Annotated in this window: 21 protein-coding genes and 1 pseudogene; 15 read left to right on the forward strand and 7 right to left on the reverse strand. The window is 39.8% G+C overall.

Features of this window, described 5'->3' with window-relative positions; translation table 11 throughout:
* Nucleotides 1–121: 121 nt before the first annotated feature.
* The 5 genes from cas4 to F9B85_RS11440 all read left to right on the forward strand — a co-directional run bounded on the left by cas4 (nucleotide 122) and on the right by F9B85_RS11440 (nucleotide 5,044).
* The gene (gene cas4, locus F9B85_RS11420; RefSeq protein ID WP_170270471.1) at nucleotides 122–895 is read left to right on the forward strand and encodes a CRISPR-associated protein Cas4; all 774 of its coding nucleotides are present in this window, start codon (nucleotides 122–124) and stop codon (nucleotides 893–895) included.
* Nucleotides 896–916: 21 nt separating this feature from the next.
* Nucleotides 917–1,894 carry a UDP-glucose 4-epimerase GalE gene (gene galE, locus F9B85_RS11425; protein ID WP_151621034.1) on the forward strand — a complete coding sequence of 326 codons (978 nt, stop codon included), beginning with the start codon at nucleotides 917–919 and terminating at the stop codon, nucleotides 1,892–1,894.
* A gap of 69 nt (nucleotides 1,895–1,963) precedes the next feature.
* Nucleotides 1,964–3,055 (forward strand): YkvI family membrane protein, encoded by a 1,092-nt coding sequence (locus F9B85_RS11430; RefSeq protein WP_207707110.1) that lies wholly within the window; start codon nucleotides 1,964–1,966, stop codon nucleotides 3,053–3,055.
* Between the two features lie 576 nt (nucleotides 3,056–3,631).
* Nucleotides 3,632–3,880, forward strand: coding sequence for a hypothetical protein (locus F9B85_RS11435; RefSeq protein WP_151621036.1), 249 nt, complete (start codon nucleotides 3,632–3,634; stop codon nucleotides 3,878–3,880).
* A gap of 405 nt (nucleotides 3,881–4,285) precedes the next feature.
* Nucleotides 4,286–5,044: an REP-associated tyrosine transposase gene (locus F9B85_RS11440; protein WP_151621038.1), complete on the forward strand. Its 759-nt coding sequence runs from the start codon at nucleotides 4,286–4,288 to the stop codon at nucleotides 5,042–5,044.
* Nucleotides 5,045–5,274: 230 nt separating this feature from the next.
* On the opposite strand, the gene F9B85_RS11445 is transcribed toward F9B85_RS11440, so the two are convergent.
* The 5 genes from F9B85_RS11445 to F9B85_RS11465 form a co-directional block, all read right to left on the reverse strand.
* Nucleotides 5,275–5,886 carry a COG1470 family protein gene (locus F9B85_RS11445; protein ID WP_151621039.1) on the reverse strand — a complete coding sequence of 204 codons (612 nt, stop codon included), beginning with the start codon at nucleotides 5,884–5,886 and terminating at the stop codon, nucleotides 5,275–5,277.
* A gap of 8 nt (nucleotides 5,887–5,894) precedes the next feature.
* The gene (locus F9B85_RS11450; RefSeq protein ID WP_151621041.1) at nucleotides 5,895–6,500 is read right to left on the reverse strand and encodes a hypothetical protein; all 606 of its coding nucleotides are present in this window, start codon (nucleotides 6,498–6,500) and stop codon (nucleotides 5,895–5,897) included.
* 222 nt (nucleotides 6,501–6,722) lie between these two features.
* The gene (locus tag F9B85_RS11455) at nucleotides 6,723–8,843 is read right to left on the reverse strand and encodes an S-layer homology domain-containing protein (protein ID WP_151621043.1); all 2,121 of its coding nucleotides are present in this window, start codon (nucleotides 8,841–8,843) and stop codon (nucleotides 6,723–6,725) included.
* Nucleotides 8,844–9,087: 244 nt separating this feature from the next.
* The gene (locus tag F9B85_RS11460) at nucleotides 9,088–9,927 is read right to left on the reverse strand and encodes a pirin family protein (protein ID WP_151621045.1); all 840 of its coding nucleotides are present in this window, start codon (nucleotides 9,925–9,927) and stop codon (nucleotides 9,088–9,090) included.
* 143 nt (nucleotides 9,928–10,070) lie between these two features.
* The gene (locus F9B85_RS11465; RefSeq protein WP_151621047.1) at nucleotides 10,071–10,313 is read right to left on the reverse strand and encodes a thioredoxin family protein; all 243 of its coding nucleotides are present in this window, start codon (nucleotides 10,311–10,313) and stop codon (nucleotides 10,071–10,073) included.
* Nucleotides 10,314–10,527: 214 nt separating this feature from the next.
* Between F9B85_RS11465 and F9B85_RS11470 the strand changes: the two genes are divergently transcribed.
* The 7 genes and pseudogenes from F9B85_RS11470 (at nucleotide 10,528) to F9B85_RS11500 (ending at nucleotide 15,660) form a co-directional block, all read left to right on the forward strand.
* Nucleotides 10,528–10,989 (forward strand): hypothetical protein, encoded by a 462-nt coding sequence (locus F9B85_RS11470; RefSeq protein ID WP_151621049.1) that lies wholly within the window; start codon nucleotides 10,528–10,530, stop codon nucleotides 10,987–10,989.
* 376 nt (nucleotides 10,990–11,365) lie between these two features.
* Complete coding sequence (locus tag F9B85_RS11475; RefSeq protein ID WP_151621051.1) at nucleotides 11,366–11,806, forward strand: hypothetical protein; 441 nt, start codon at nucleotides 11,366–11,368, stop codon at nucleotides 11,804–11,806.
* Nucleotides 11,799–12,224, forward strand: a complete 426-nt coding sequence (locus F9B85_RS11480) for a thioredoxin family protein (RefSeq protein WP_151621053.1) — start codon at nucleotides 11,799–11,801, stop codon at nucleotides 12,222–12,224. Before F9B85_RS11475 ends, F9B85_RS11480 begins: the two co-directional genes overlap by 8 nt.
* Nucleotides 12,225–12,734: 510 nt before the next feature.
* Nucleotides 12,735–13,751, forward strand: a complete 1,017-nt coding sequence (locus tag F9B85_RS11485) for a DUF7305 domain-containing protein (RefSeq protein WP_151621055.1) — start codon at nucleotides 12,735–12,737, stop codon at nucleotides 13,749–13,751.
* A gap of 20 nt (nucleotides 13,752–13,771) precedes the next feature.
* Nucleotides 13,772–14,134: a type IV pilus modification PilV family protein gene (locus tag F9B85_RS11490; RefSeq protein WP_151621057.1), complete on the forward strand. Its 363-nt coding sequence runs from the start codon at nucleotides 13,772–13,774 to the stop codon at nucleotides 14,132–14,134.
* A 47-nt stretch (nucleotides 14,135–14,181) separates the two neighbouring features.
* A pseudogene (locus tag F9B85_RS15055) lies at nucleotides 14,182–14,268 on the forward strand (prepilin-type N-terminal cleavage/methylation domain-containing protein); the annotation flags it as partial.
* 12 nt (nucleotides 14,269–14,280) lie between these two features.
* Nucleotides 14,281–15,660, forward strand: coding sequence for a chitobiase/beta-hexosaminidase C-terminal domain-containing protein (locus tag F9B85_RS11500; protein ID WP_151621059.1), 1,380 nt, complete (start codon nucleotides 14,281–14,283; stop codon nucleotides 15,658–15,660).
* 201 nt (nucleotides 15,661–15,861) lie between these two features.
* Here F9B85_RS11500 and F9B85_RS11505 read toward each other — a convergent pair whose 3' ends face one another.
* Both F9B85_RS11505 and F9B85_RS11510 read right to left on the reverse strand, forming a co-directional pair.
* Nucleotides 15,862–16,500, reverse strand: coding sequence for a DUF4405 domain-containing protein (locus tag F9B85_RS11505; protein ID WP_151621061.1), 639 nt, complete (start codon nucleotides 16,498–16,500; stop codon nucleotides 15,862–15,864).
* A gap of 217 nt (nucleotides 16,501–16,717) precedes the next feature.
* Nucleotides 16,718–18,430, reverse strand: a complete 1,713-nt coding sequence (locus F9B85_RS11510; protein WP_151621063.1) for a methyl-accepting chemotaxis protein — start codon at nucleotides 18,428–18,430, stop codon at nucleotides 16,718–16,720.
* A 388-nt stretch (nucleotides 18,431–18,818) separates the two neighbouring features.
* On the opposite strand from F9B85_RS11510, the gene F9B85_RS11515 reads away from it, so the two are divergent.
* Genes F9B85_RS11515 through F9B85_RS11525 form a run of 3 tightly spaced genes read left to right on the forward strand, consistent with a single transcriptional unit; the run spans nucleotide 18,819 to nucleotide 22,183 of the window.
* Complete coding sequence (locus F9B85_RS11515) at nucleotides 18,819–19,898, forward strand: DUF7305 domain-containing protein (protein ID WP_151621065.1); 1,080 nt, start codon at nucleotides 18,819–18,821, stop codon at nucleotides 19,896–19,898.
* Nucleotides 19,899–19,910: 12 nt separating this feature from the next.
* Entirely contained in the window at nucleotides 19,911–20,315 is a 405-nt protein-coding gene (locus F9B85_RS11520; RefSeq protein ID WP_151621067.1) for a type IV pilus modification PilV family protein, read from the forward strand.
* Nucleotides 20,316–20,365: 50 nt separating this feature from the next.
* Entirely contained in the window at nucleotides 20,366–22,183 is a 1,818-nt protein-coding gene (locus tag F9B85_RS11525) for a chitobiase/beta-hexosaminidase C-terminal domain-containing protein (protein ID WP_151621069.1), read from the forward strand.
* Nucleotides 22,184–22,209: the final 26 nt, after the last annotated feature.

Here is a 22,209-nt window from a genome sequence, read left to right on the forward strand (position 1 = left end):
AGATACAACTTAAAGTGTTAAAATTGTGATAACAAGCACAAACTCCCGGGTAACTTGTCACAATTTTGTTCAGGAAATACAACTTAGAGTGATGTTTTATAGGGAAGGAGGTGTTAGGACTATGTTTTATCTAACACCTGCAGAAAAGCATAAGTTACAGAGTCAACTTACCTTAGTTCGCTCTGAGGGGGTAGAGGAGGAACTGCGCGGCTGGAACTATTATAAACAGCCTCTTCATCCTTTCTATGAAGGTCTTATGCTTACTATGGAAGATCTAATTCCCGGCCAGATTAGTTATGAAGAAGTGCTTTATCAACAGGAACTGTGCCGCAAAATTCGCTATCTTTATAGAGAAGTTCGGAGATCTTTTTATACTCTAGGTGTGGCCAATTACGAAATACTTCTAGAAAAGATGTCGACTCTGCAAGCTCTCAACCCTCATTTGCTAGCTAATAGTGACCGGCAGACTCAGCTTATCTTACAGAGGGAAATTGATAGCATGAAGGCTCGACTTGTAGATACCATACTTAATGAAGAAGCTGTTAGCGAAGATGAAGTGGCCGCTACTTTTCTACCCCTCTCTGTTGATATGTCAGTTGATGGCTCTGTGATCGGCATAGAGAAGGGGCTTACAGTCGATTTCCTTCACATAGAACCTGGGGAGTCGATGCCAATAGTATTTTTCTTCCAAGTTCCTCAAGCAGAACACCTAAGAATCACTACAGCCTACGCCCTAGCAGTAGAAGCCAAATACAAATGCCCCCTCGACTTCGGTTGCATCACTTACCTTACCCTAAAAGAAGACAAGCTGATCATTGAGCGGAGAATACACAACATCGACGACAGCCGCCGCTATGACTTTATCGAACATCGCGATCAAGTCGGAAGCCAGTAGCAAAGGGGAGCGAGCAGAATCATGACAACTCTAATCACAGGCGGCGCAGGGTATATTGGTAGTCACACGGCCTTAGCCCTCCGTGATGCAGGAAAGCCTGTTGTAATTCTTGATGATATAAGTACGGGCTTTCGACAACTGCTTCCTGAAGGCATACCTTTCGTAGAAGGAGACATTGGTGACAGTCAACTTTTACAAGATCTATTCCAACGCTACGAAATAAAAAGCGTTATGCATTTTGCCGCTAGAAGCTTGGTCGGTCAATCGATGAAAGAACCGGGCACATACTTCCTAGCTAACAGTGCCAAAACAGCTACCTTAATTCAAGCCATGGTTCAAAACAATGTAGGCCACTTTATTCTATCTTCTACAGCGGCAGTCTACGGCGAACCGACGGCTATTCCTATTGATGAAAATCATGTTCTTCAACCCACTAATCCTTATGGCCTATCCAAAAAAATAATTGAAGATATGCTCCCCTGGTTTGAAAAAGCGCACGGTCTAAAATGGATTTCCCTACGTTACTTTAATGCGGCTGGTGCCGATCCCCAGGGTCGAAGTGGTGAGATTCATGATCCAGAAACACACCTCATACCTAACATCTTAAAAGTTGCTCTAGAAGAAAAAGAAGCTTTGCAGGTCTTTGGTAATGATTACCCAACTCCAGACGGTACATGCATTCGCGACTACGTCCATGTCACCGATCTAGCCAAAGCACATATGCAAGCACTAGATTTCCTGCTCCATTCGGCCAGAGAAGAAAAAGCTTCGGGAACAATCAACCTTGGCAGTGGCTCCGGCTACTCTGTACTTGAAGTAATCGAAACAGCCCGCCGAATCACAGGACATCCCATACCCGTGCAATGGTGTCCCCGCCGCCCTGGTGATCCTGCCATCTTAGTAGCTTCAAACAAAAAAGCTAAAGAAAAACTAAACTGGAACCCGAAGCATACAAATCTAGAAAGCATCATTCAAACAGCCTGGGATTACCTAGGCTAGGAAAAGTCACCCCTAGCTAACCCAACGAATAGCGGATAAAAGTAACCTAGCCCTGCTCATAATAAATCCATGACTACAAAAACTACCTCAATTTCCTACCTGAAAGTAGCTGGCGCTTATATAGGGACGATCGTCGGCGCTGGTTTTGCCACAGGTCAAGAAGTATTACAATTTTTTGTTTATTTCGGCTCATCAGGAATATTGGCCATCGCCTTTATTACGGCTTTATTTGTTCTTTTCGGTTATATCATCTTGGAAATAGGTCAGCGCCTGAAGGCAGAGTCTCATCGAGAAGTGATTCAGTATGCTGGTGGACGATGGCTAGGCACTATAATCGATGGTGTGATTACTTTCTTTCTCTTTGGAGCTCTTACAGCTATGTCTGCTGGTGCCGGAGCTGTTTTCAGTGAGCAATTTGGCCTGTCGCACTATATAGGAAGTCTTCTGCTTCTAGGACTTACTTTGGCTGTTGTGATGACTGGTATCTCGACTGTTATCTCAGCTATCAGCTATCTAGTGCCTTTGCTTTTGTTATCCCTTTTCGGTATTTTTATTGCTACCTTATGGTTTAATCCTATTGATTGGGCAATACTGGCCCAAACAGCAAACCCAGCTCAAGCTCCTGTGCCTTACTGGCCTTTGTCAGCTATCATTTATGTATCTTACAACCTTGTGCTAGCTATAGCAGTACTAGCGCCTATGGGTAAGCACGTGCCAGACAAGGACACATTGAGAAGAGGCGCTTTCTTTGGCGGTTTGGGATTAGGACTTGGCTCACTAGCTATTTTTCTTACTGTCATTGCTTATCTTCCAGGTATTCTCGCTTATGAAGTACCTATGGCTTTTATTGCGGCACAGTTTACGCCTTTTATTCAGATTGCTTATAGCATCATCTTGCTTCTGCAGATTTTCACTACAGCCGTAGGTAGCCTTTTCGGTTTTGCCATACGATTAACGAGTCAGGAAAGCCCTACTTATCGCTGGTTACTAATAGCTTCAGTTGTAGGAGCTTTCGTGGCCGGACAATTCGGCTTTACCAACCTAGTACGAATCCTTTATCCTGCCGTAGGCTATGCAGGCCTCTTACTACTAGCAGGACTTCTCTACGGATATAGCCTAGATCGCTGGACGCCCCAACCAGCTTTTCGACGGAAAGAGTAACACGGAGGGTAACACAGAGGGACGGTTCTTCTGTGCACTTTTCTGTGCACTTCTGTGTCAAAAAAAGGCCTCTCAAGCCATTCCTAACAAAAACTCAAAACCCACATTAAGCAAAAAAAGACCGCTCACAGGCTCAATCATCTAAAAAGATTAAACCTGTAAGAGGTCTTTTCTTAATTTTTAATAGACTTCAAGCATGGAAAAAGATCAATCATAAGACAAGCCCCAAAAGAATCACGCAAAGCTAAACGAAGAGAGATTAACACAACCCAATAGAAATAAAATGGTATAAATGATATAATATTCAAAAAATGTTTTTGTTAGACTCAGACCTACTAGCATGGACAAATACAAACAACGGAATCTACCCGAGAAAAGCCTAAAGATATCGATAAAAACAGAACATGCATAAGAAGGCTGTCACAAAAAATAACCAAGGCTCAAGAATTTGATGAATATGATATACTAAAATTAATCTTCCTACCCTTTATGAAGAGTAAGCAAACAAAAGAAGAAAGAACCATAGAAGCCGTAAAACTATCGAAAAACATAAAGACACCAATAAGGACATTTATCATGGGAGCAATCATCGCCATTACAGATAACTTTTTATCAGAAAAAGTAAAGAAGAATTTGATGGAGGTGCTGAAAATGACTGAAATTGAACAATGGATCCGAGAAGAAGGCAGAGAAGAAGGTCGCCAAGAGACAGTGCGAGAAAAAACATTAGCGGCCCTAAAAGAAGGCCTAGATGTAAATCTAGTAGCCCGCATAATGGGGCTAGACATTGAAGAAGTAAAGAAACTGCAAAAAGAATTAAACTAACCAACTGCACAGAGGGACGGTTCTTCTGTGCACTTTTCTGTGCTCTTCTGTGTCAAAAAAAGGCCTCCCAAGCCATTTCTAACAAAAACTCAAACCCATATTAAGTAAAAAAAAGACCGCTCACAGGCTTAATCATCTAAAAAGATTAAACCTGTAAGAGGTCTTTTCTTAATTTTCAATAGACTTCAAGCTTGAAAAAGATCAATCATAAAGACAAGCCCCAAATGAATCACGCAAAGCTAAACGAAGAGAGACTAACACAATCCAATAGAAATAAAATGGTATGAATGATATAATATGCAAAAAAATGTTTACTTAGACATAGAAAAATTAACATAAAAAACATACAACCCCTACCACCAAGCAAAAACCGTTACAGCCAGAAACTTGAGGGATGGTGAGACTATGCCAAGAAGAGCAAGGGTCAAAAGCAGCACAGGAATATATCATGCAATGCTACGAGGAATTAATAGACAAATAATATTTGAAGACAATGAAGACTACGAAAAAATTCTACAAATAATCCAAGTATGCAAAGAAAAAAGTGGATTTGAACTCTACGGATACTGTTTGATGAGCAATCATATCCACTTACTTATAAAGGAAGCACAAGAAGATCTGGGACTAATATTCAAAAGAATCGGCTCCCGCTATGTAAAATGGTACAACCAAAAATATGAAAGAACAGGCCACTTATTTCAAGATAGATTCAAAAGTGAAGTAGTAGAAACAGAAAACTACTTCCTGACCGTTCTAAGATACATCCACCAAAACCCTCTCAAAGCAGGATTAGTTGAAGATATAGCAAATTATCGATGGAGTAGCTATAACGAATACATAAGTAAAGAAAACTTATGTGATACCAACCTTGCATTAAGCCTTTTTTCTAATGAATCCCCGAAAGCACTCGCCCTATTCACAGAACATAACAAGACAGAAAACAAAGATAAATGCCTTGAAAACGAAGAGCAACATAAAGTAACTGATTCGGAAGCAGAAAAAATAATTCTCAATACATCTGGCGTAAGAAACTTAAACCTAATCCAAAAACTAGACAAAGACAAAAGAAACAAAATAATTAGAGAATCAAAAAAACGCGGATTATCAATAAGACAAATACAAAGATTGACCGGCATCAGCTTTGGCGTAATTAGAAACATATAGAACCCATATTAAGCAAAAAAAGACCGCTCACAGGCTCAATCATCTAAAAAGATTAAACCTGTAAGAGGTCTTCTAACACAGAGGGACGGTTCTCCTGTGCACTTCTGTGCAGTGTAGTAGCTGTGAAAAAAGCTTGGTTTCCCAGTGGCCTCGGACGATTCCATAACCCAGAGAGCCCTACCTATCCTGGGTTAGAATCCCTGCCACCCGAAACGTCCCCCTGGCATGGGTTAGAATCCCTGCCACCCGAAACGTCCCCCTGCCAACTGCAAGGCCACCGGCATAATCATCACCCTCGGGTTGTATGTAAAAAAAGTTACTTTTTCTATTATGCAAGGTCTGCTTTGAGATGTGACGAGTAGCGGAGGCGCAATCTCTTGGATGTCAAAGGTAAAGGAAGGTTGGATGGATAAGTTGTTTACAAAGCCTGATACTCCCTTTGGCTTTGCTAAAAAATCAAACCAAATGCTATAGGAGCCAGGAGTCGCGTCTGGAGGCAAGGAAAGTATAATCTTCACTTCCCTTTTCTCTCCGGCATCAATCGCTAGGTGCTTTGGTGAAAAAGAAAACCACTCTTCTAGGGGCTCTGTTCTTTTATCACTGCCATGATCTGATACTTTAACTATCACATCGATGGCTATGCCTGATCTGTTAGTTATGGTATAAGTCGGCAGTTCAATAGTCGAACCTGCTTTTACAGGTTGATCTATGGAGATTCTTCCGGGGGCGACTGTTACACCTGCTTCTCCAAGGGAAGGGAAAAGAAAAAGTAAAAGGAGAAAGGGAAGAAAGAGGAAAAGTTTTTGTGCCGTGATTAGTAAAAAAGAAAGACTTTTTTTCATAGTGCTTATTAATTATTTACCGGAATCGTAGCTAGATCAGTATCTCGTAAAGTCCATATCAAAGGAACTAAGATTTCTTGACCTACTACACCATTTTCTCTTTTTCCACTAACAGAAATCTCAAGTCTTAAGGGCAGTACTTCCACCCCGGGATTCATTACAAAGCCATCTGTCGTAAGTACCTGACTTGCTTCTCCATTATAAATCACAAAAATAAGTTCATCAATCGCATCAATTTGCCCAATTACACTCAATTCAGGATCGTAAACTGCTTCACCCAAGCCCCACTCTTCTACAATATACCAGTTAGCTGGTTCGTCATATTGCCCTGTACCATTTAATCTAAATTTGGGCTCATCGCCTAGTCTGATTTGAAGTTCTGCTGATTCGCTTGCGCCTTCCATACCAACGTAAAGCCATTCGTCAGTCTGGTTGCCCAGACGTATAGAGCCAAATCTTACTTCATAAGGCACATCAAGTGTTAAAGCACCTGTAATAGTAAAGGTTATATTTGTTTCTCCAGTTTCTTCAATCGTTTCTGCAAAAGCTTGCGCCACCAAGGAGAAGCTTAGCATGACAACCAAGGCTATGACTATGAGAAGCTTCTTTTTCATGGACCTCAACCTCCTTTTGAATTATTCATTTTTTTGAAGTGAAATGAGAATGCTCTCTTACAGATAGAAAAAAGTTTCACCCCTTCTAGGCAACTGAGCCCTTGTTGTAATCCTCTAACTTTATAACTTTAAGTTTTCTCCTAATCTCATCTCCTGCTTATTAAGCTTCTCTGCTAGTTAAAGCTGAATAGAGGTGTAGCGAAAAGTATTACTGCCCAATTGTCATTGTTCAATGCTAAAAGTGACCCTTGTTGCAGTTGGGTGTGGCTTAAAGTTTATTGTTTTTTCAGTAACTAGAGAATTGCTCATGCCAGACTTCATGCCAAGGGCTTTGATTGTAATACTTCCGCCCATAATCCTTGGTGTTTTTAGCATGATTGGATTGTTCGGGTTATAGAGCCTTGATGATGCTGTTGGTGTTGTTCCATCTATGGTGTAACGAATATCTGCTTCAGTCGTCTCTGTGGATAGTGTCACTCGCACTTCTTGGTTATAAGCTAGGGCTGTAACATCATGGGGGTCTGTTGTGATAATAATGTCACTGACAGGCGTTGTAGTACCAGAATCGCCTGAACCTCCGGAATCACCAGAGCCGCCAGACCCCCCAGACCCTCCTGAACTCCCTGAACCGCTAGGGCTTGGCGCAGGATCAGGTGCAGGGCCACTAGGCATTGACGATTGGGCTACTTGATTAAATAAATTGTGCAAGCCCTGGAGAGCTTGTGGCGGTGGAGGCGGAGGCGGAGGTGGAGGCGGAGGTGGAGGCGGAGGTGGTGGCGGAGGCGGCGTAAGCGGCGATTGAGCTTCTACTAGCTCTGATAATACTTCTGATTGTGGTTGTAATTGCGATTCTGGTTGATTTTCATTGAAAGCCGCCAGCGTCGCGTTCACCCAGTCTATAAGGGCTAACCATGCTTGGGCCATCGCATCGTCCATAGGAGCGGCTGGTGTGGGTGGTTGCCCGAGAGCTACAAATGTCTGTTGGAGAGAAGTCAGATATTCTGTTATGCCTTGTGCTGATACAGCCATTAAGCCGCTCAAAACACTGGCACCGCCTGAACCATCAGGATTTACATAAAGATGCCAGAACGTTCCTTGCACAGAAGCGACGCCCCAGGGCACGTCAACTTGCACTTTTGTTCGCTTTTGTTGTGCTTCTCGCCACCACTGGGCGTTCTGATTTCCACTTGCTGAAGCTTGGGCGATAAGTGGGGCGAGGATTTCAGGGGAAGAATAATGATCAGCTATTAAATTTCTGTAAGCAAATTCTTCGTTTTCACTATCGCTTTCTTCACCAAAGGTAGCCAATCCGCCAAACATTTTTCCTATGGGCATATATAACTCAAGCTTATCTACAGCTATGCCAGCTTTGCCACCTTTTTTTACATAAGACCGCCCCTGGGCTTGCTTAATTTCTAGGATGCTATTTTCTTGTAAAAGAATAGAAGTTCCATCGGGAAAACGTAGCTCCCCTTGACTTTGTGATGATACTTCGATTCTTTGACCTATATATAGAGCGACGGATTGACCTTCACTAACTTCAAATGATTGGCCCGCACTAACTTCAATGGAAGCTTGGTTTGCTTTTGCTGGGCTCTCTACTGTTACCGTGCCTTGCCATACCTTTAATTCTATGGGTAGATCCACTTTGTTTAAGGTAGGGCTAAGAGTCATAGTCATGGCCAAGGCGCGAGCCATTTCACCGCGCGTTAACATGTCGTCGGGGCGAAAAGAATTTCCAGCTGTTGGTCGAGCGATAAGTCCTGCGTCAAGAGCAACAGCGATAGCATTTTTGGCCCAATGTGTTGCCGGAACATCAGGATGAGGTGGTCTGTCCATGTTGGGGATAAGTTCTGAGGAGAGATTCATCATAAGAGTCATCGCTTGTGCTCGGGTAAGTGGCTGTTCTGGCCTAAAAGTCCCATCAGAAAAACCACGCAGATATCCAGCTTCCGTCGCAGTCTTGATGGCTGAGGAAGCCCAATGATCTGCAGGAACATCGCTAAAAGTTGAGTGCTCTACAGCGGTTGTCGATACTTGTAATTGAAGCGCTCTAGTGAGAATAACAGCACCCTGGGCGCGTGTGAAGCCTTCTTGGGGAAGATAAGTACCATCGGGGTAGCCGGTGATAATACCTTGTTCGGATAAGTAGTAGATAAAAGGGCTATGCAGTGATGTAGGCTGTACATCCGTAAAAAGTGTATCAGTACTTCTACCTGGTTCTTCAGCTTGCGATATGTGCAAGTTCGGGAATAGTAAGAATAGGGTAAGTAGCATTAAAAAGAACGAGATTCTAACAATTCTACTGTTTTGCAGGAGAGAGAGGCCTCTGTAAGACGTCATATAGAACCTCCTTGCTCTTTCGTTTAAGACAGATTGTTTTTTGTTCTATTCTCTGCATACCTTCTTTTTCCTTCCAATCACTTTCACATTCTTCTATCTATTTACACACTAATAGCACCAACAGACATCCAAAGCAGTTCAGAGAACCAAAAAATAGCACGACCAGTAAAAAGTCATGAAAAAAGATGTACCAGCAATCATAAAAAAATTGCTAATACATCTAGAAAAAGCTACCTCTTAACTACTACTTAATAAAAGTTTTCTCATCAATCTCCCGAAAAGCCACCTCCAACTCTTCCTTCGTATTCATCACAACAGGCCCACCCCAAGCTATAGGCTCACGCAAAGGCCTAGCCGAGAGAAGCAAAAAACGTATCCCTTCACCAGAAGCCTTCACCTTAAACTGCTCACCTTCACCAAAAAGCACAGCATGTTTCTCCGCCACAGACTCCCCATCAGGACCAAAAGCCCCTGCACCCCGAAGAATATAAACAAAAAGCGTAGCCTCCGAATCCACATCTAAGGCCCACTCAGCCTGAGGCTCAACTTCCACATCAAGAAAAAGCGCCTTAACATAGACACCCTGCACAGCCCCAGCTTGTCCCTGATAAGAGCCTGCAATAACATGAACCTTAGAGCCCTCTTCATCTAGAACAGGAATTTGCTCTTTAGAGATACCGCCGTAAGTAGGAGTAGTCATCTTATCCTTCGACGGTAGATTAAGCCACAACTGCACACCCAACATCCGCTCAGCAGGCTTAGGCATCTCCTGATGAATAATCCCCGATCCAGCCGTCATCCACTGACACTCACCATCTAAGATAGTACCCCGATTACCAAGACTATCGCCATGCTCAATCTCACCCTGCACAAGATAAGTAACCGTCTCAATACCACGATGAGGATGCCAAGGAAAACCCTTCACATAATCATCAGGATTAACGGAATCAAAAGCATCAAGCATCAAAAAAGGATCAAAATCCTGAACATCATTTTTACCAAAAACCCTTACCAAATGCACACCAGCACCATCAACAGCATTTTTACCCGTTACGACTTTTTTGATCTTTCTAACTTGATTCAACCTAAATCGCCTCCTGCAAAGATACTACATAAGCTTCTAAGAGATAGCATACACAAACACTATATTACAGGAAATCTGCCATTCATCACAAGATAACAATACCTATAAATCCAACAAAGAGCATAAGCAAAGCTCAGCCGTTACTACAAAGCTTCCTTAATCCAATTGATTATTTCCTGCTTGCTAGGAACTCTACCACTTACCTTTACTTGTTCGTTAATCACTAGCGCAGGTACAGCAAAGACATCATATTTTTGCATAGACTCTACATCATCAATTTTACTTACCCTAGCATCTACCCCTAACTCTGCTAATACATTAAAAACCGTCTGTTCAAGAGTTAGGCAGACTTGACAACCATTAGCACCAAAAAGTTTTATATCCATAGTTTTCTCCCTTTTCGAAATTATTTTTGTGTCAGAAAATAAACTAAAAAAATCAAAAACCCTATAATCTGGCTAAAAAACAAAATCTCAGGTATAAATCCATCATAGATCTCTTGAACACCATCACAGAGTTGTCCTTCAAAAGGCTGACAGAAAGGATGCAGAAAACCACAAAAACATATCAGAAATCAAAGAAAAGCAGAGGCGCATTACCGTGAAAAAGAAAGTACAAACCCTGACCCTATGCATCATCACTATCGTCGCCCTAACACTGACCCTAACAGGATGCAATGAACCCCCCGAAATCATCTACGAAAACGAAGCATACCACTTCACCTTATCATTTCCCTCTAACTGGGAAGATAACTACCTAATCAAAGAACAAATACAAGGAATCGACGTCTACCATCAAGCAACCTACCATTCAACAGAAGGGCACGCCGGCAGAATCTTCTCCATCTACATCTTCAGCAAAGAAGAATGGGAAAAAGAAGGCCAAGAGCTAGCCAACCTGATCGGCCTAACAATCCTCAAAGAGTCAGAAGATAAAATCTACACCCTCGCCCCTCCCACAGATGTACAAAGCAGTCAAGATAACAAAAAGTGGCACGACCAATACAAACATATGAAAAAAGACTTACCAGCTATCTTAGAATCATTACAAATTGAAAACTAACAACTTACAAACCTATTAGAAAAAGTCCAGCCTCTTAATAAGCGCTGGACTTTCTTCATTAAATCTATCTAATATTTCACTTAGCTTACAACCTAGAGCACTATAAAGCGACTAGAAAAAGAAGCTCACAGGTATAAAGATCTTAAGACAAACTAATTACCATCGACAGCTTTAGCACTAACTGATAAGCTTCAATCATATATTAAAAAAATAGCTAAATTAAGCAGAGCAATGAAGAAGTAGCTTCAATAATAAGTCTTAATAATTAGAGCTTTGTACAACAAAGATGAATTCAACCCAAATATTTATATGCTATAATATGGTTACAGAAGAAGCATCCTTGCCAACTAACTTCCTATTATAAGGGGGAAAAATCATGACTACGACGAGGCCTTTTTTAAGACCTCATCGCCTTGCCGCTTATGTTTCCCTTACAAACGCCTTATTCCTGCTCTACGTCGCCTGGGACAAATACATTACCGATGCTTGTAGTGTCTGCTCTTTCATACCTTGGCTATCAATAGGTGATGAAGTAGTTGGCCTACTCGGAGCAATGATGGCAATGCTAATAGCCTTTCTAGCTTATCAAGCTGACCGCAGACCCTACTTCGGTCATGGAGCACTTTTTCTCTCTCTTTTCTCCGTCATCTTCGGAACAGCCTTACAAATAGGTCGCTACTACTCCCTAGGATCATATTGTGTGCAATGCATCATCTCAGATGGCCTTTTTGCCTTGACAGCACTATTTATGGCAATCTGGTTCTGGAATCAACATAAGCAAAAACAAATCTATGGAAAGGTGAATCTAAATGTTTAGAACAAAACATATACTAACCTTCATTACAATTTCTATTCTTTCCTTATTAATACTCAGCGGTTGTAACCAGTCTACCTCAACTCCCAGCGGGGAAGCAGAACAAGAAGAATATGTATTGCTGAGCCTTGGTGAAGTAAAAGCAGGCAAGCTAATCTACTTCTACGCCCCAACCTGCAAATTCTGCGCCGAACAAGAACCTTTACTAGAAGAATGGTTTGCAGAAAATGAAGAAGCACTGCAAGTCGTAACGCTAGAGAAGCTTGATCTATCAGAGCGGGATAACCACCCTATAGGCAGAGAATATGGTGTAGACTCTGTTCCTAGCCTTGTTTTCCTTGATGAAGCAGGGGAAGTTGTTGCAAAAAGAGTTGGCTTACAGGGGAAGGCTGTTTTGTCGGGGATGGTGTTAGAACAATAATAAGCTAACTATACGAATGGACGGTCTGGGGATTTAGATTTTAGACTTTTCTAGTATAGATAGTAGATAAAATAATGAAAAAAAGAGTTCAGTTCACTTCTTTCTTGAAAAGTGAGCTGAACTCTTTTGGTTAGAGGGAAATTAACTTTTTGTTAGAGGAAAAAATGTAAAGGATTAGGTTGTGTTGTCTAAAAATGCTTTTTATAGGTATAAAGATCCATATAGGGTAAACATCAGTATATTAAATTTTGCTATGAGCCATTAAGTTTTGGATGAGGCACTAATGGAGAGTAAACCTTCATATATTGGAATAAGAGTTGGTTATGTTAGTGTAGAAGGAATGAGTAATTTTTGGACGGAATGTGTTAAATATTGAAGGCAAGCTAAAAAGTACATGATATAATATGGAATAAGGGGTAAAGTTTTTCCACGAAATTCAGTTCTTCATCATGTTTGATAAAAAACAAAAAAGCTTAACAATTATAATAAAGATAAAGGGGTGGTATAGAAGTGTATTATTTATTTAACCAAAAAGGTGCTGCTTTACCTTTAGCTTTAGTTATAGTTTTCGTTCTACTTTTATTTGGAACAGCCTTAGCTCAATATAGTAATACTGATGCAATTCATGTGGCGCATAATGAAAAATCAATGAAAGCTTATTACATTGCTCGTTCTGCTGCAGATGCACTAGCTGCTCATATTATTAACGATTCAAATGAATTAGACAAATTAGTTGAAGCAACGAAAGTTAAAGAAGGAACTGGAGCACTAGGGGAGGGTACTTTTTATGTGTCAGTTACAAACCATAATGGAATAGAAATACAAGCTAAAGGCACAGTAGGTGATGTAACGAAAAATGTTATTTTAAGTGTTGTACCTAGAAATTTGTTTGACTCAACAATTTACGGTCACGATAGTGTTAATGTTGGAGCTGGTGCGTTCGTTGAAGGAGATGTTGTATCAGGAGGCTTGATAACAGTAGGCAATAATGCCACAATTAAGGGAGAAACAGACAGCTATGCTAGTACGGAATTTCCTGCTGTTAATTTCCCCACTTCTACGGAAGATTTAATACATTATGATAATCAAGTGAAGCTTCTTGATAAAAAAGAACCTTTAATATTTAATACAGGTAACAGTGGAGAACAATTGAAAGTATTAATGGACAAAGAATTAATTGTTAATAATGGAAAAATAGAAGTAACTGGCGATGGAGTGTTACTACTCTATCTCAAAGAAGGTGCATCTATTTTTGGAGAAGTAAGTGGTAAACCAAATCAAATATTTTTATTTTGTGCGCCAAATAAAGAGATTACACTTCAGACAGGGAAAAATATATTTAACGGTTATATATATGCACCTGATGCTACTGTAACATACAAGTCGGGCATATTTACAGGTGCTATAATTGCAGGTAAGGTAAATATATCTGCAAATGGTGATGTGTACTATGCTGGTGGTGGGATTGCACCGGATAATATTAACTTGCCTTCTGTAGGATATATAAGAGGTTCCTGGAGTAAGTAATTTTCTCAGGTGGTGGAATAATGAAAATTTTATCTGAAGAATCGGGGTTCACATTAGTTGAGGTGTTAGTGTCTCTTTCACTGATATCGATTGTTTTAGTTGCTTATTTAGGTTTGTTTACCAATAGTTTTCAAGGTATTTACTCAAGCGGATATAAAGGTGAAGCTTTGTTTGAAACTCAACAAGATATGGAGCAACAAATAATTAATAAAGCCGTAAAAACGCCGCCGGATGAATTAATAGTGAATTTTACTAATGGTTCTTTTACGGATAATAAAATTAAAATTCCAGGAAATGAAATAATAATGAAAAGGAAATATACTGATGGATTCGGAAATGATAATGCATCCGTTTCATTGTCTGTTTTTGTTCCAGATAAATAAAAATATACACTAATAAACATGGAAGATAATGGAGAGGGGGGGATGTTATCAAAAGATTAAATTGGAATAAAAGTGGATTTACTCTTGTTGAACTATTAGTTACTCTTACGTTATTACTTTTGTTTTTGCTTATTGGTTATACTTTTTTGTTTTTTGGACTGAAATCTTTTGCTAGTGGAGAAGAACAATATAATTTACAATCTAAAGTTCGTATGGCATCTATATTTATTACTGAAGAACTGAGATATGCCTATAGCGTACAAATAATCGATAGTAGCAACTTTGCTATTCCAAATGAAGTAACAGACGAGTTAAATTATATTTATATCAAAAATAACAAACTTTACCATAAAAACAAAGACAACAATGTAGCTCGTGAAATACCTATGACTACTAGCGATAATGTAAACATTAACTTAATAGTTAATACAACTAATACAAATGGAATGATCAACTTTAAGGTAATTGGAACAGATGGAGAGAGTACTTACGATATTGTGACTGATGTAAGCGTATTGAACTTGAAATCCTCTATAAAAAAAGAAGGAGTTTCAAACTCTACTAGTAGTTACGGTGTTGTCTATGAGAAAGTTGATCCTGATGAAGTAACATCTCTTCGAGTAGTCCCAAATTTAATCAGAGAGGACCATGATTTCCCATCTGATTTTAGGTTAACATTAATAAAAGAAGAGTTGATTGAATTTGAGGAAGAATACTTTTCTTTAGGTGGAGCCTTCAAATCTATGACAATAGACGAAATAGAAATAGATAATAATGTAGTTGTATTAACTATAGACGGAGAGTTAGATGAGATTGAAAAGGGTTTTGCTTCAATTACTGTCAAAGGAACTGCTTTAAAAGGTGGTAACGATTTGACAGCAACGATAGAAGTACGATCTTTAAGAACAGAACCTCCAAAAGCAAATCCATTGCCGGGAAAAGTGAAAAAAAATCAAGAGATACGACTATCTTCAGAAACAATTGAAGCTGAAATCTACTTTACTATGGATGGTACGGATATTGATTTAGCTGAGCCCAATCATAAGTATAATCCTACTTTAGACATAAATAGTAGGAATGTACCAGTTGTTGAAGAAGATGTTACAATTAAAGCTATGGCTACAAAGGAGGGATTAGGAGATAGTTTGATTGAAACATTTGAATATTATATTTATCCATTTATTCAGAGTGTAAGTAGAGTGGCAACAGCAAATAAATTTACAATTACTCTAACAGAAGAGGTAATATTTGATGGAAGCCCATTATATAATGCAGACGGAAAGCCGTATTATTTAAACGATAGCGGATTTAAGGTATATTATTTACAAAGTATTGAAAACAAACGTTATATAGATGTAGAAAAAGTTTTACTACAAGATTCTTATTCGATAATAATAGAAACTAAAAATATTCCTGGAGGCTCTGGTGAAGTTTTCTTTATTGAATACGATCAAAAAAGCGGTTACGAAATTAGAAGCACATCTACAAATCGTCTACTAGAAAAAACAACTATATCTACTCATTAGAACTGGTGCTGATCGGGAATGCAAATCCTACTTGACTAGGACGTCCACCCACACAACTCATACCCTATACCAAACAGCCTAACAACCAAAAAGCGCCTACTGGCTAAAATATCCAGTAGGCGCTTTTTTTTACTTATGCCTTCCCCAAAAAACTCCAAAGCAACTAAAAGATCACAAAACACACTTTCCGCCTTCTTCTTCCTAATCCCCTAGCATCAATTCAACTACTTCTTGCATCGACAGTCCATGGTGGCGTACAATTTCCCGAATTTCCGTATCAGCCGTAGCTGACACGCCTGCTTTTTGCAATCTTTCGATAGCTCTTTCTACAGCAATACCTTCTTGATTGGAGATTTGCTCTATTGAATAAAAACCATAACCAGCTCCAGAACCACCTACCTTGCTAGTCATGTCTAGTGGGTCATGAAGAGGTTCTTGATCTTCCCAACTAGCTTTAATGCCCTCGCCTACATCTAGAATGACACTTACAGGTGGTACATGATAGTGAGTACCCAATAAGACAAAGACAGTGAGAGCAAGAGCGGCTATAAACTCTTTGGTGAAAAACATTGTCTTTTTACTTTTATTTTTTTGTAGATAGCAGACAATTGCTTTCCAGTTCAGTGCACAGTGCCAGACGGAAAAGAAGGTAAAAAGAAAAGAAGCTGTGGTGTGAATATTGCTGTAACTTTCTTTAGATAGACCTAAGACAGTCCAGTCGCTCCAGTTAGCAATGCGACCTGCCGGTGCAATGTAGAGAATAATGCCAGTATATACGACAAGTACAATACTGATGAATAATGTAAGGGAAACAAAGCTTCTTAGATTGAGTTTGGCCATAGTCCATGACTCCTTTCGGTGTTCCTGATCTTTCTTTTAACTACTTATACTTTAGCAAAGCTTTATGACGACTTTGTTGCAACTTTGTGACACTTTTGTGTCAATCAGCCCTGCCAGAACTAAAAAACTGATGCACCTACCGGAAAAAATTATCCAGTAGGTGCATCAGTTGTAACAAAACTATGCATAAGCGCCAGTAATCTACAGAAAAACTCTCCTAAACCCTAAACCGATTAATCGATGATTGCAAATCAACAGACATCTGTGCCAGACTTTGGCTAGATGAAGATATTTGCTCCATTGAAGCAGATTGCTCTTCTGTAGCGGCAGAAATATTCTGGGCTTGGCTTGTATTTTCTCTGCTTATTTTTTCTAGTTCTTTCATTGAAGAAGTAATTTCTTGAGCTCCCCTTGCTGTTTCTTGTGTCGAGGCTGATATTTCACTCATTTGCTGAGACATGTCATTAATCAATTTTGCTATTTCAGTGAAGGATCTTCCTGCTTTATTTACAACTTCTGAACCAACCTTAACTTCGTGTGTCCCTTTATTCATAACTACAATTGCTTTATCCGTATCTTTTTGGATTTCACCTATTAGCTGGGCAATTTCTTTGGAAGAGCCTTCTGCTTGTTCTGCCAATTTGCGAACTTCTTCAGCTACCACAGCGAAGCCCTTACCTTGTTCACCTGCCCGAGCGGCTTCAATAGCGGCATTCAAAGCTAGGAGATTAGTTTGCGCCGCTATACCAGAGATAGCCACCACAATTTGTTCTATCTCTTTAGATCTTTCGCCTAGAGATGTTATCACCTCGGCTGTATTGTTAACGGCTTGCTCTATGTTGTTCATTTGACTTATTACATACTTGATAGACTCGCTACCCTCATTAGCCGCATTAGTTGTTTGCTCTGCGATAGTTGCGCCAGAGTGAGCATTAGCGGCAATTTGTTGCATGCCTGAAGAGACTTGCTCAATAATAGTAGAAGTTTTATCAATGGCTTTTTCTTGGTCTTGAACGCTTAGTGCTACAACATTTACGGACGTGGCTACTTGTTGATTCGATGCGGCAAATTGTTGTGAGCTAGCAGATAATTCTTCTGATGAAGCGGCAACTTGTTCTGCCGACTCGTTGACTTGTCTTATCACGCTTCTTAAGTTTTCGATCATCTGGTTAAGAGCCTTGCCTAACTGACCTACTTCATCGGTAGATTTTACATCCACTGGCTTGATCGCTAGATTGCCATTGGCAACTTCTTTTATTTTCTCAACTACTTCTATTAAAGGTTTGGAAATCATTAAGGCTATAAAAGATCCTAGAACTAAAGAAAAAAGCGAGGCAAGAGTAGTAAAGACAATAATCATTGTATCAGCACGATTGCTATTCTCTTTGGCCAGTGCAAAAAGCCGTACTGCTTCTTCGTCATTATGTTCTGCTATATCGGAAAGAATTTTGTTTAGTTCATTTAAGATAGACGATGCATTTTGTACAAAATAAACATAGCCTGCTTCCTTTTCACCATTAAAAGACAATGCTAAGGCTTTTTCGCGCTCTGTTCGATATATTTTCTGAGCTTCTTTGAATTGTTGCAGTTTTTCTGCTTCAAAAGTGTCGAGGTTTGTTTTTTCAAAGTCAGCTATTATGTTGTCAACGTTGCTAATCCGTTGGTTTGCATAGTCCATAAGCTCTTTTGTCGTTGTACTGTCAATGTTGGCAAGCAGTAGTTCTTTCGTAATAGCTTCAGCGGCTCTTGAGTTAGCTCGAGCTTCGTTGACTAACTTAATTGGATAGAGCCGTTCATTATACATTTCTTCCACTTCATCGGTAATAACGTTGGTGTAATAGAAGCCAACTGTGCCAACGCTGATCATAAAGAGAATTAACATTACTACAAGAGTTAGTATTTTTGTAAGTGCATTTAGATTTCTGAACATTTGAACATTTTACCTGCTTTCTTTTACATAAATAAAATTATATATTAGTAACTATTCTAATGACACTATTATAATTCTGTACAAGATGTTAAACAATGAGAAATATTGTCGAATTATGTCACTTGTTTGGCAATTTTCTCTCTGATTGCTCCTGATTAGACAATAACAATAATGAAGGTCAAAAAAGACAAAGACCGTCAAACCAATAAGCTAGCTGAAGAAAAAAAGCCTCTACTGGATAAAAGTTTCCAATAGAGGCCTTTTTATTACAATATGCTATAATATAGCTATAGAAAAAAGAAAAGCCCTATAGCCTGACTATGCACTATGATAATAAGAAAAATCTTTCGCCCCAATTCAGCAGTAATCACAGAAGGGAAGATTGGTTATGCCAGGATACTTGAACAATAACCGGGGATCTGCATTACCGCTGGCCTTGATCGCTATGGTTGTCTTGTTAACTCTGGGCACAGCTCTAGCTACCTACAGTAATAGCGATGTTAAGCAAGTAGCTTTCAACGAGAAAAGTATGCAAGCTTATTATCTTGCTCGCTCAGGTGCTGACGCTGTGGCCGATTGGATAATAAGAAACCCGGGAGAAGTAGGGCAGTTACAGGGTAAGTCATCCACAGCAGAAGTACCCTTTGGGTCAGGACGATTTTCTATTGAAGCTGTTCAGGTAGATGAAAGCACTGGCAGGGTCACTATTCATTCCAAAGGGATAGTTGGCGATACATCGCAAGAAGTAAAGCTGTTAATAAGTAAAGAAGATTCTATAGACTTTTTCGCTGATGCTTTGAGGACTGCCGGTACACAACCCTTGAATTTGAACAATGTTACGATTTATGGCAATGTTTCCTCTAACTCCGCTCAGGAGATAACAGGTGGCACTGTAACAGGCAGTAGAACTCATAATGCTGGCATAGATCATCCTTTGCCAGACTTCGATTCCTTAAGCTTACCTTCTCGCAATTACACGGAAACTGGCACAGGTAGTAATAAAACAATAACTATTTCCGAAGATGGCTATTATGGCAATCTAACTATGCAAAACGGTGAGCTTGTTTTTCATACTACTAGCAGTGAGCAGAAGCTTAAGGTGCTTTTTGATTTATTTGAATTAAAAACTAAGATGAGAATAGTTGGAGATGGTCAGGTTTACCTTTATGTAAGAAATAGAGCCATTTTTCAAACGCCTAATGTAGAAATGGACAAACCTGATAAGTTTACGGTCCTCTTAGATAGCGGCAGTCAGATAGATATCTGGGCTAATAGCACTTTTTACGGAGTTATCTATGGTCCAGAAGCCAAGTTAAGAATGAACGGCAATTCCCATATTGTGGGCTCTGTCATCTGTGAGCTATTAGTTGACCATACCAGCAAAAACATTACCATCACTCACAGAGAGCTTTCTAGTGATTACGATGGCTCTTTTGCAACAAGTTACAAGAGATTGCAATGGAGGTAGGAGGCTTTACTTATGCTTGCCAAATGGACTAAAGAGGTCAACCTAGTCATCAAAAATTCCAGAGGGCTTACTTTAGTAGAGCTCTTAGTTGCCTTAGCAATCTTATCCATAATCGTTGTTGCTTACTTATCCTTATTTACTATCTCTTATCAAGGAATTTTCCACTCTGGTCATAAGAGTAACGCTCTCTTTGAGGGTCAGGAAGTTATAGATAAGATCATTCGTAATCCTAACTACACTGCTCCAGGGGTTACTAAAACGGATCATCCTATTTCCAATCCTATTAAGATACCTTTGAGCGCTCTTAGCGGTACAGAGTCAATTACATTAGAGGCTCTTGGAACTAAAGTTGATATAAGCAAGGAATATCTGGACGATCAACAAGTTAATATAACTGTTTTTGTACCATCACATTAAATTCGCAATGGAGTTAATTTGGCAATAGAAAAGAGACAGGGGGCTAAAGGGTGAAGTCTTCTAATCGTAAAAACAATGGCCGCATTAACTTAGAAGGTCGCTTAACTTTAGAAGGCGGCTTTACTTTAGTAGAACTATTGATCACCATCGCTTTACTTGGCCTGATCATGGCCATGGGTGCCTCCTTTTTTGCTTTTGGAATCAATGCTTTTCAAAAAGGTGAAGCCCAATCTATTGCTCAACGAGATGTTCGTTTTGTAGCTGATCGAATTACCCAAGAGCTGAGAAATGCCACTATGGTTGAGTTTGGTAGCAATTCAGATGAAGTGCCTGCTCCTGCAGAAGGCGATCTGTTTTTCAGCATGAAAAAGATTGAGGGAACTAACTACTATCGTATCAATTTTATAAAAAAAGATAGCCCACCTTTTAGCATAACTCCTGAAGGTGTTATAAGTGACTATGAATTTAGAGTAGAAAATCGAGTGTTAAAATTCAAGTTAGCAGGGGAAGAAAAGGGTCAATCTTTTGCTATTGAGTCTGAAGTCTTGTTAGTTAACTCTTTGAGCAATAGTCCGACTAATGCTTGTACCATTGATGATTGTTCTTATATCTATTTTAGAAAAGACCTTATGGATCTTAATAAAGTAAGGAGTCCTTATGCTTTGCCTGTAGAAGGCAGTTATAGATTTTCTCCGACTATTATTGGCCTTACTAGTGATGATGTGATTGAGTTACGTTCTAATACTAGTGGTGCTTCCCTTTGTTATACTCTAGATGGTTCAGATCCCGATGAAGCTTGTCAGGCTTCTAACGTTTATACATACAGCGATACTAGCAAAATCTCACTAGCAGGATATTCAGGCGATCTTACCTTAAAAGCAAGAGCAGTCAAAGAGGGGATGGATGCTAGTGAGCTTTTTGAGCTTACTTATAGAATCTTAGAAAGAGTAGCTACCCCAATTGCCAATCCTGCCGCTGTGGGCTTAGAATCATTTTTTTTAAGTAATAATGTAGCTATTGAGTTAGGCTTTAATTCTGCACTTTTCTCGGGCTCGACTGCTACAGGTCAGTCTACTACAGACTCCTCTACTTCAGACGAGCCCACTATTTGTTACACTTTAGAAGATAACGTACCCATAGGTTGGGATAGCGAAACGAACAGTTGTGTGCTAGAAGAGGGCTTGTATCTTTATAGCGGACCAATTGCAGACTACCGTAATAATCGTGGGAATTTTACTTTGAGAGCACAAGCTTTCCAAGCGGGGATGCTTCCTAGCTTCGTCTTAGAAAAGAGATATCATTACGATGTAGAAGGAGTTCTTCCTGTAATTATTATTTTCGATGAAGGCAATGAGCCCTTAGCAATCCTACGGGGGCAGTCTTTTAACCCTCTTGCTGGTGTGAATGTTATAAATGGTAGCTTAGGGGACTTAACTATTACTGGCGCAGTCGACAGAAACAGCGTCGGTGTCTATACCTTAACTTACTCAATTGGTAGTGTAAGTGAGGTCAGAACAGTACATGTAAGGCCTGTCTTAAGTTCCGTAGAATTTCGAGTTGATGGACATGGGCAAGGGGAAGGACAGGGGCAGTGGATAAGCTTTTCTCTGTTTCCTGGCTTTAGTAGCTACAATTTGACAGGTTATAGTGCAACAAAAGGTTCAGCTAGGGATAACGAGGATGCTAACATCGAGATTAGGGTAACAGCACCTGAAGGCAATGTTAAGCTGATCAGAGGATCGACAGTAAGGAGTATAAGTAAAGACTTATGGCAAGACAGCGGCATTAAGGGTGGAGAGCTAACAGTTCAAGTAGAATCAAATGATGGTTTTCTAAAAACTTCCTATAGCTTCTATCTTAATCGATAGCTCTTAGCTTAATCGATAGCTTTTAG

This window comes from Heliorestis acidaminivorans (assembly GCF_008933955.1).
Classification (GTDB): Bacteria; Bacillota; Desulfitobacteriia; order Heliobacteriales; family Heliobacteriaceae; genus Heliorestis; species Heliorestis acidaminivorans.

Bases quoted from the DNA above. Each gene is read 5' to 3' on its own strand.
- F9B85_RS11490 (WP_151621057.1), top strand. From the start codon at position 13,772: ATGAAAATTTTATCTGAAGAATCGGGGTTCACATTAGTTGAGGTGTTA.
- F9B85_RS11510 (WP_151621063.1), bottom strand. From the start codon at position 18,430: ATGTTCAGAAATCTAAATGCACTTACAAAAATACTAACTCTTGTAGTA.
- F9B85_RS11445 (WP_151621039.1), bottom strand. From the start codon at position 5,886: ATGAAAAAAAGTCTTTCTTTTTTACTAATCACGGCACAAAAACTTTTC.
- F9B85_RS11520 (WP_151621067.1), top strand. From the start codon at position 19,911: ATGCTTGCCAAATGGACTAAAGAGGTCAACCTAGTCATCAAAAATTCC.
- F9B85_RS11455 (WP_151621043.1), bottom strand. From the start codon at position 8,843: ATGACGTCTTACAGAGGCCTCTCTCTCCTGCAAAACAGTAGAATTGTT.
- F9B85_RS11435 (WP_151621036.1), top strand. From the start codon at position 3,632: ATGGGAGCAATCATCGCCATTACAGATAACTTTTTATCAGAAAAAGTA.
- F9B85_RS11430 (WP_207707110.1), top strand. From the start codon at position 1,964: ATGACTACAAAAACTACCTCAATTTCCTACCTGAAAGTAGCTGGCGCT.
- F9B85_RS11515 (WP_151621065.1), top strand. From the start codon at position 18,819: ATGCCAGGATACTTGAACAATAACCGGGGATCTGCATTACCGCTGGCC.
- cas4 (WP_170270471.1), top strand. From the start codon at position 122: ATGTTTTATCTAACACCTGCAGAAAAGCATAAGTTACAGAGTCAACTT.
- F9B85_RS11505 (WP_151621061.1), bottom strand. From the start codon at position 16,500: ATGGCCAAACTCAATCTAAGAAGCTTTGTTTCCCTTACATTATTCATC.
- F9B85_RS11440 (WP_151621038.1), top strand. From the start codon at position 4,286: ATGCCAAGAAGAGCAAGGGTCAAAAGCAGCACAGGAATATATCATGCA.
- F9B85_RS11480 (WP_151621053.1), top strand. From the start codon at position 11,799: ATGTTTAGAACAAAACATATACTAACCTTCATTACAATTTCTATTCTT.
- F9B85_RS11465 (WP_151621047.1), bottom strand. From the start codon at position 10,313: ATGGATATAAAACTTTTTGGTGCTAATGGTTGTCAAGTCTGCCTAACT.
- F9B85_RS11475 (WP_151621051.1), top strand. From the start codon at position 11,366: ATGACTACGACGAGGCCTTTTTTAAGACCTCATCGCCTTGCCGCTTAT.
- galE (WP_151621034.1), top strand. From the start codon at position 917: ATGACAACTCTAATCACAGGCGGCGCAGGGTATATTGGTAGTCACACG.
- F9B85_RS11450 (WP_151621041.1), bottom strand. From the start codon at position 6,500: ATGAAAAAGAAGCTTCTCATAGTCATAGCCTTGGTTGTCATGCTAAGC.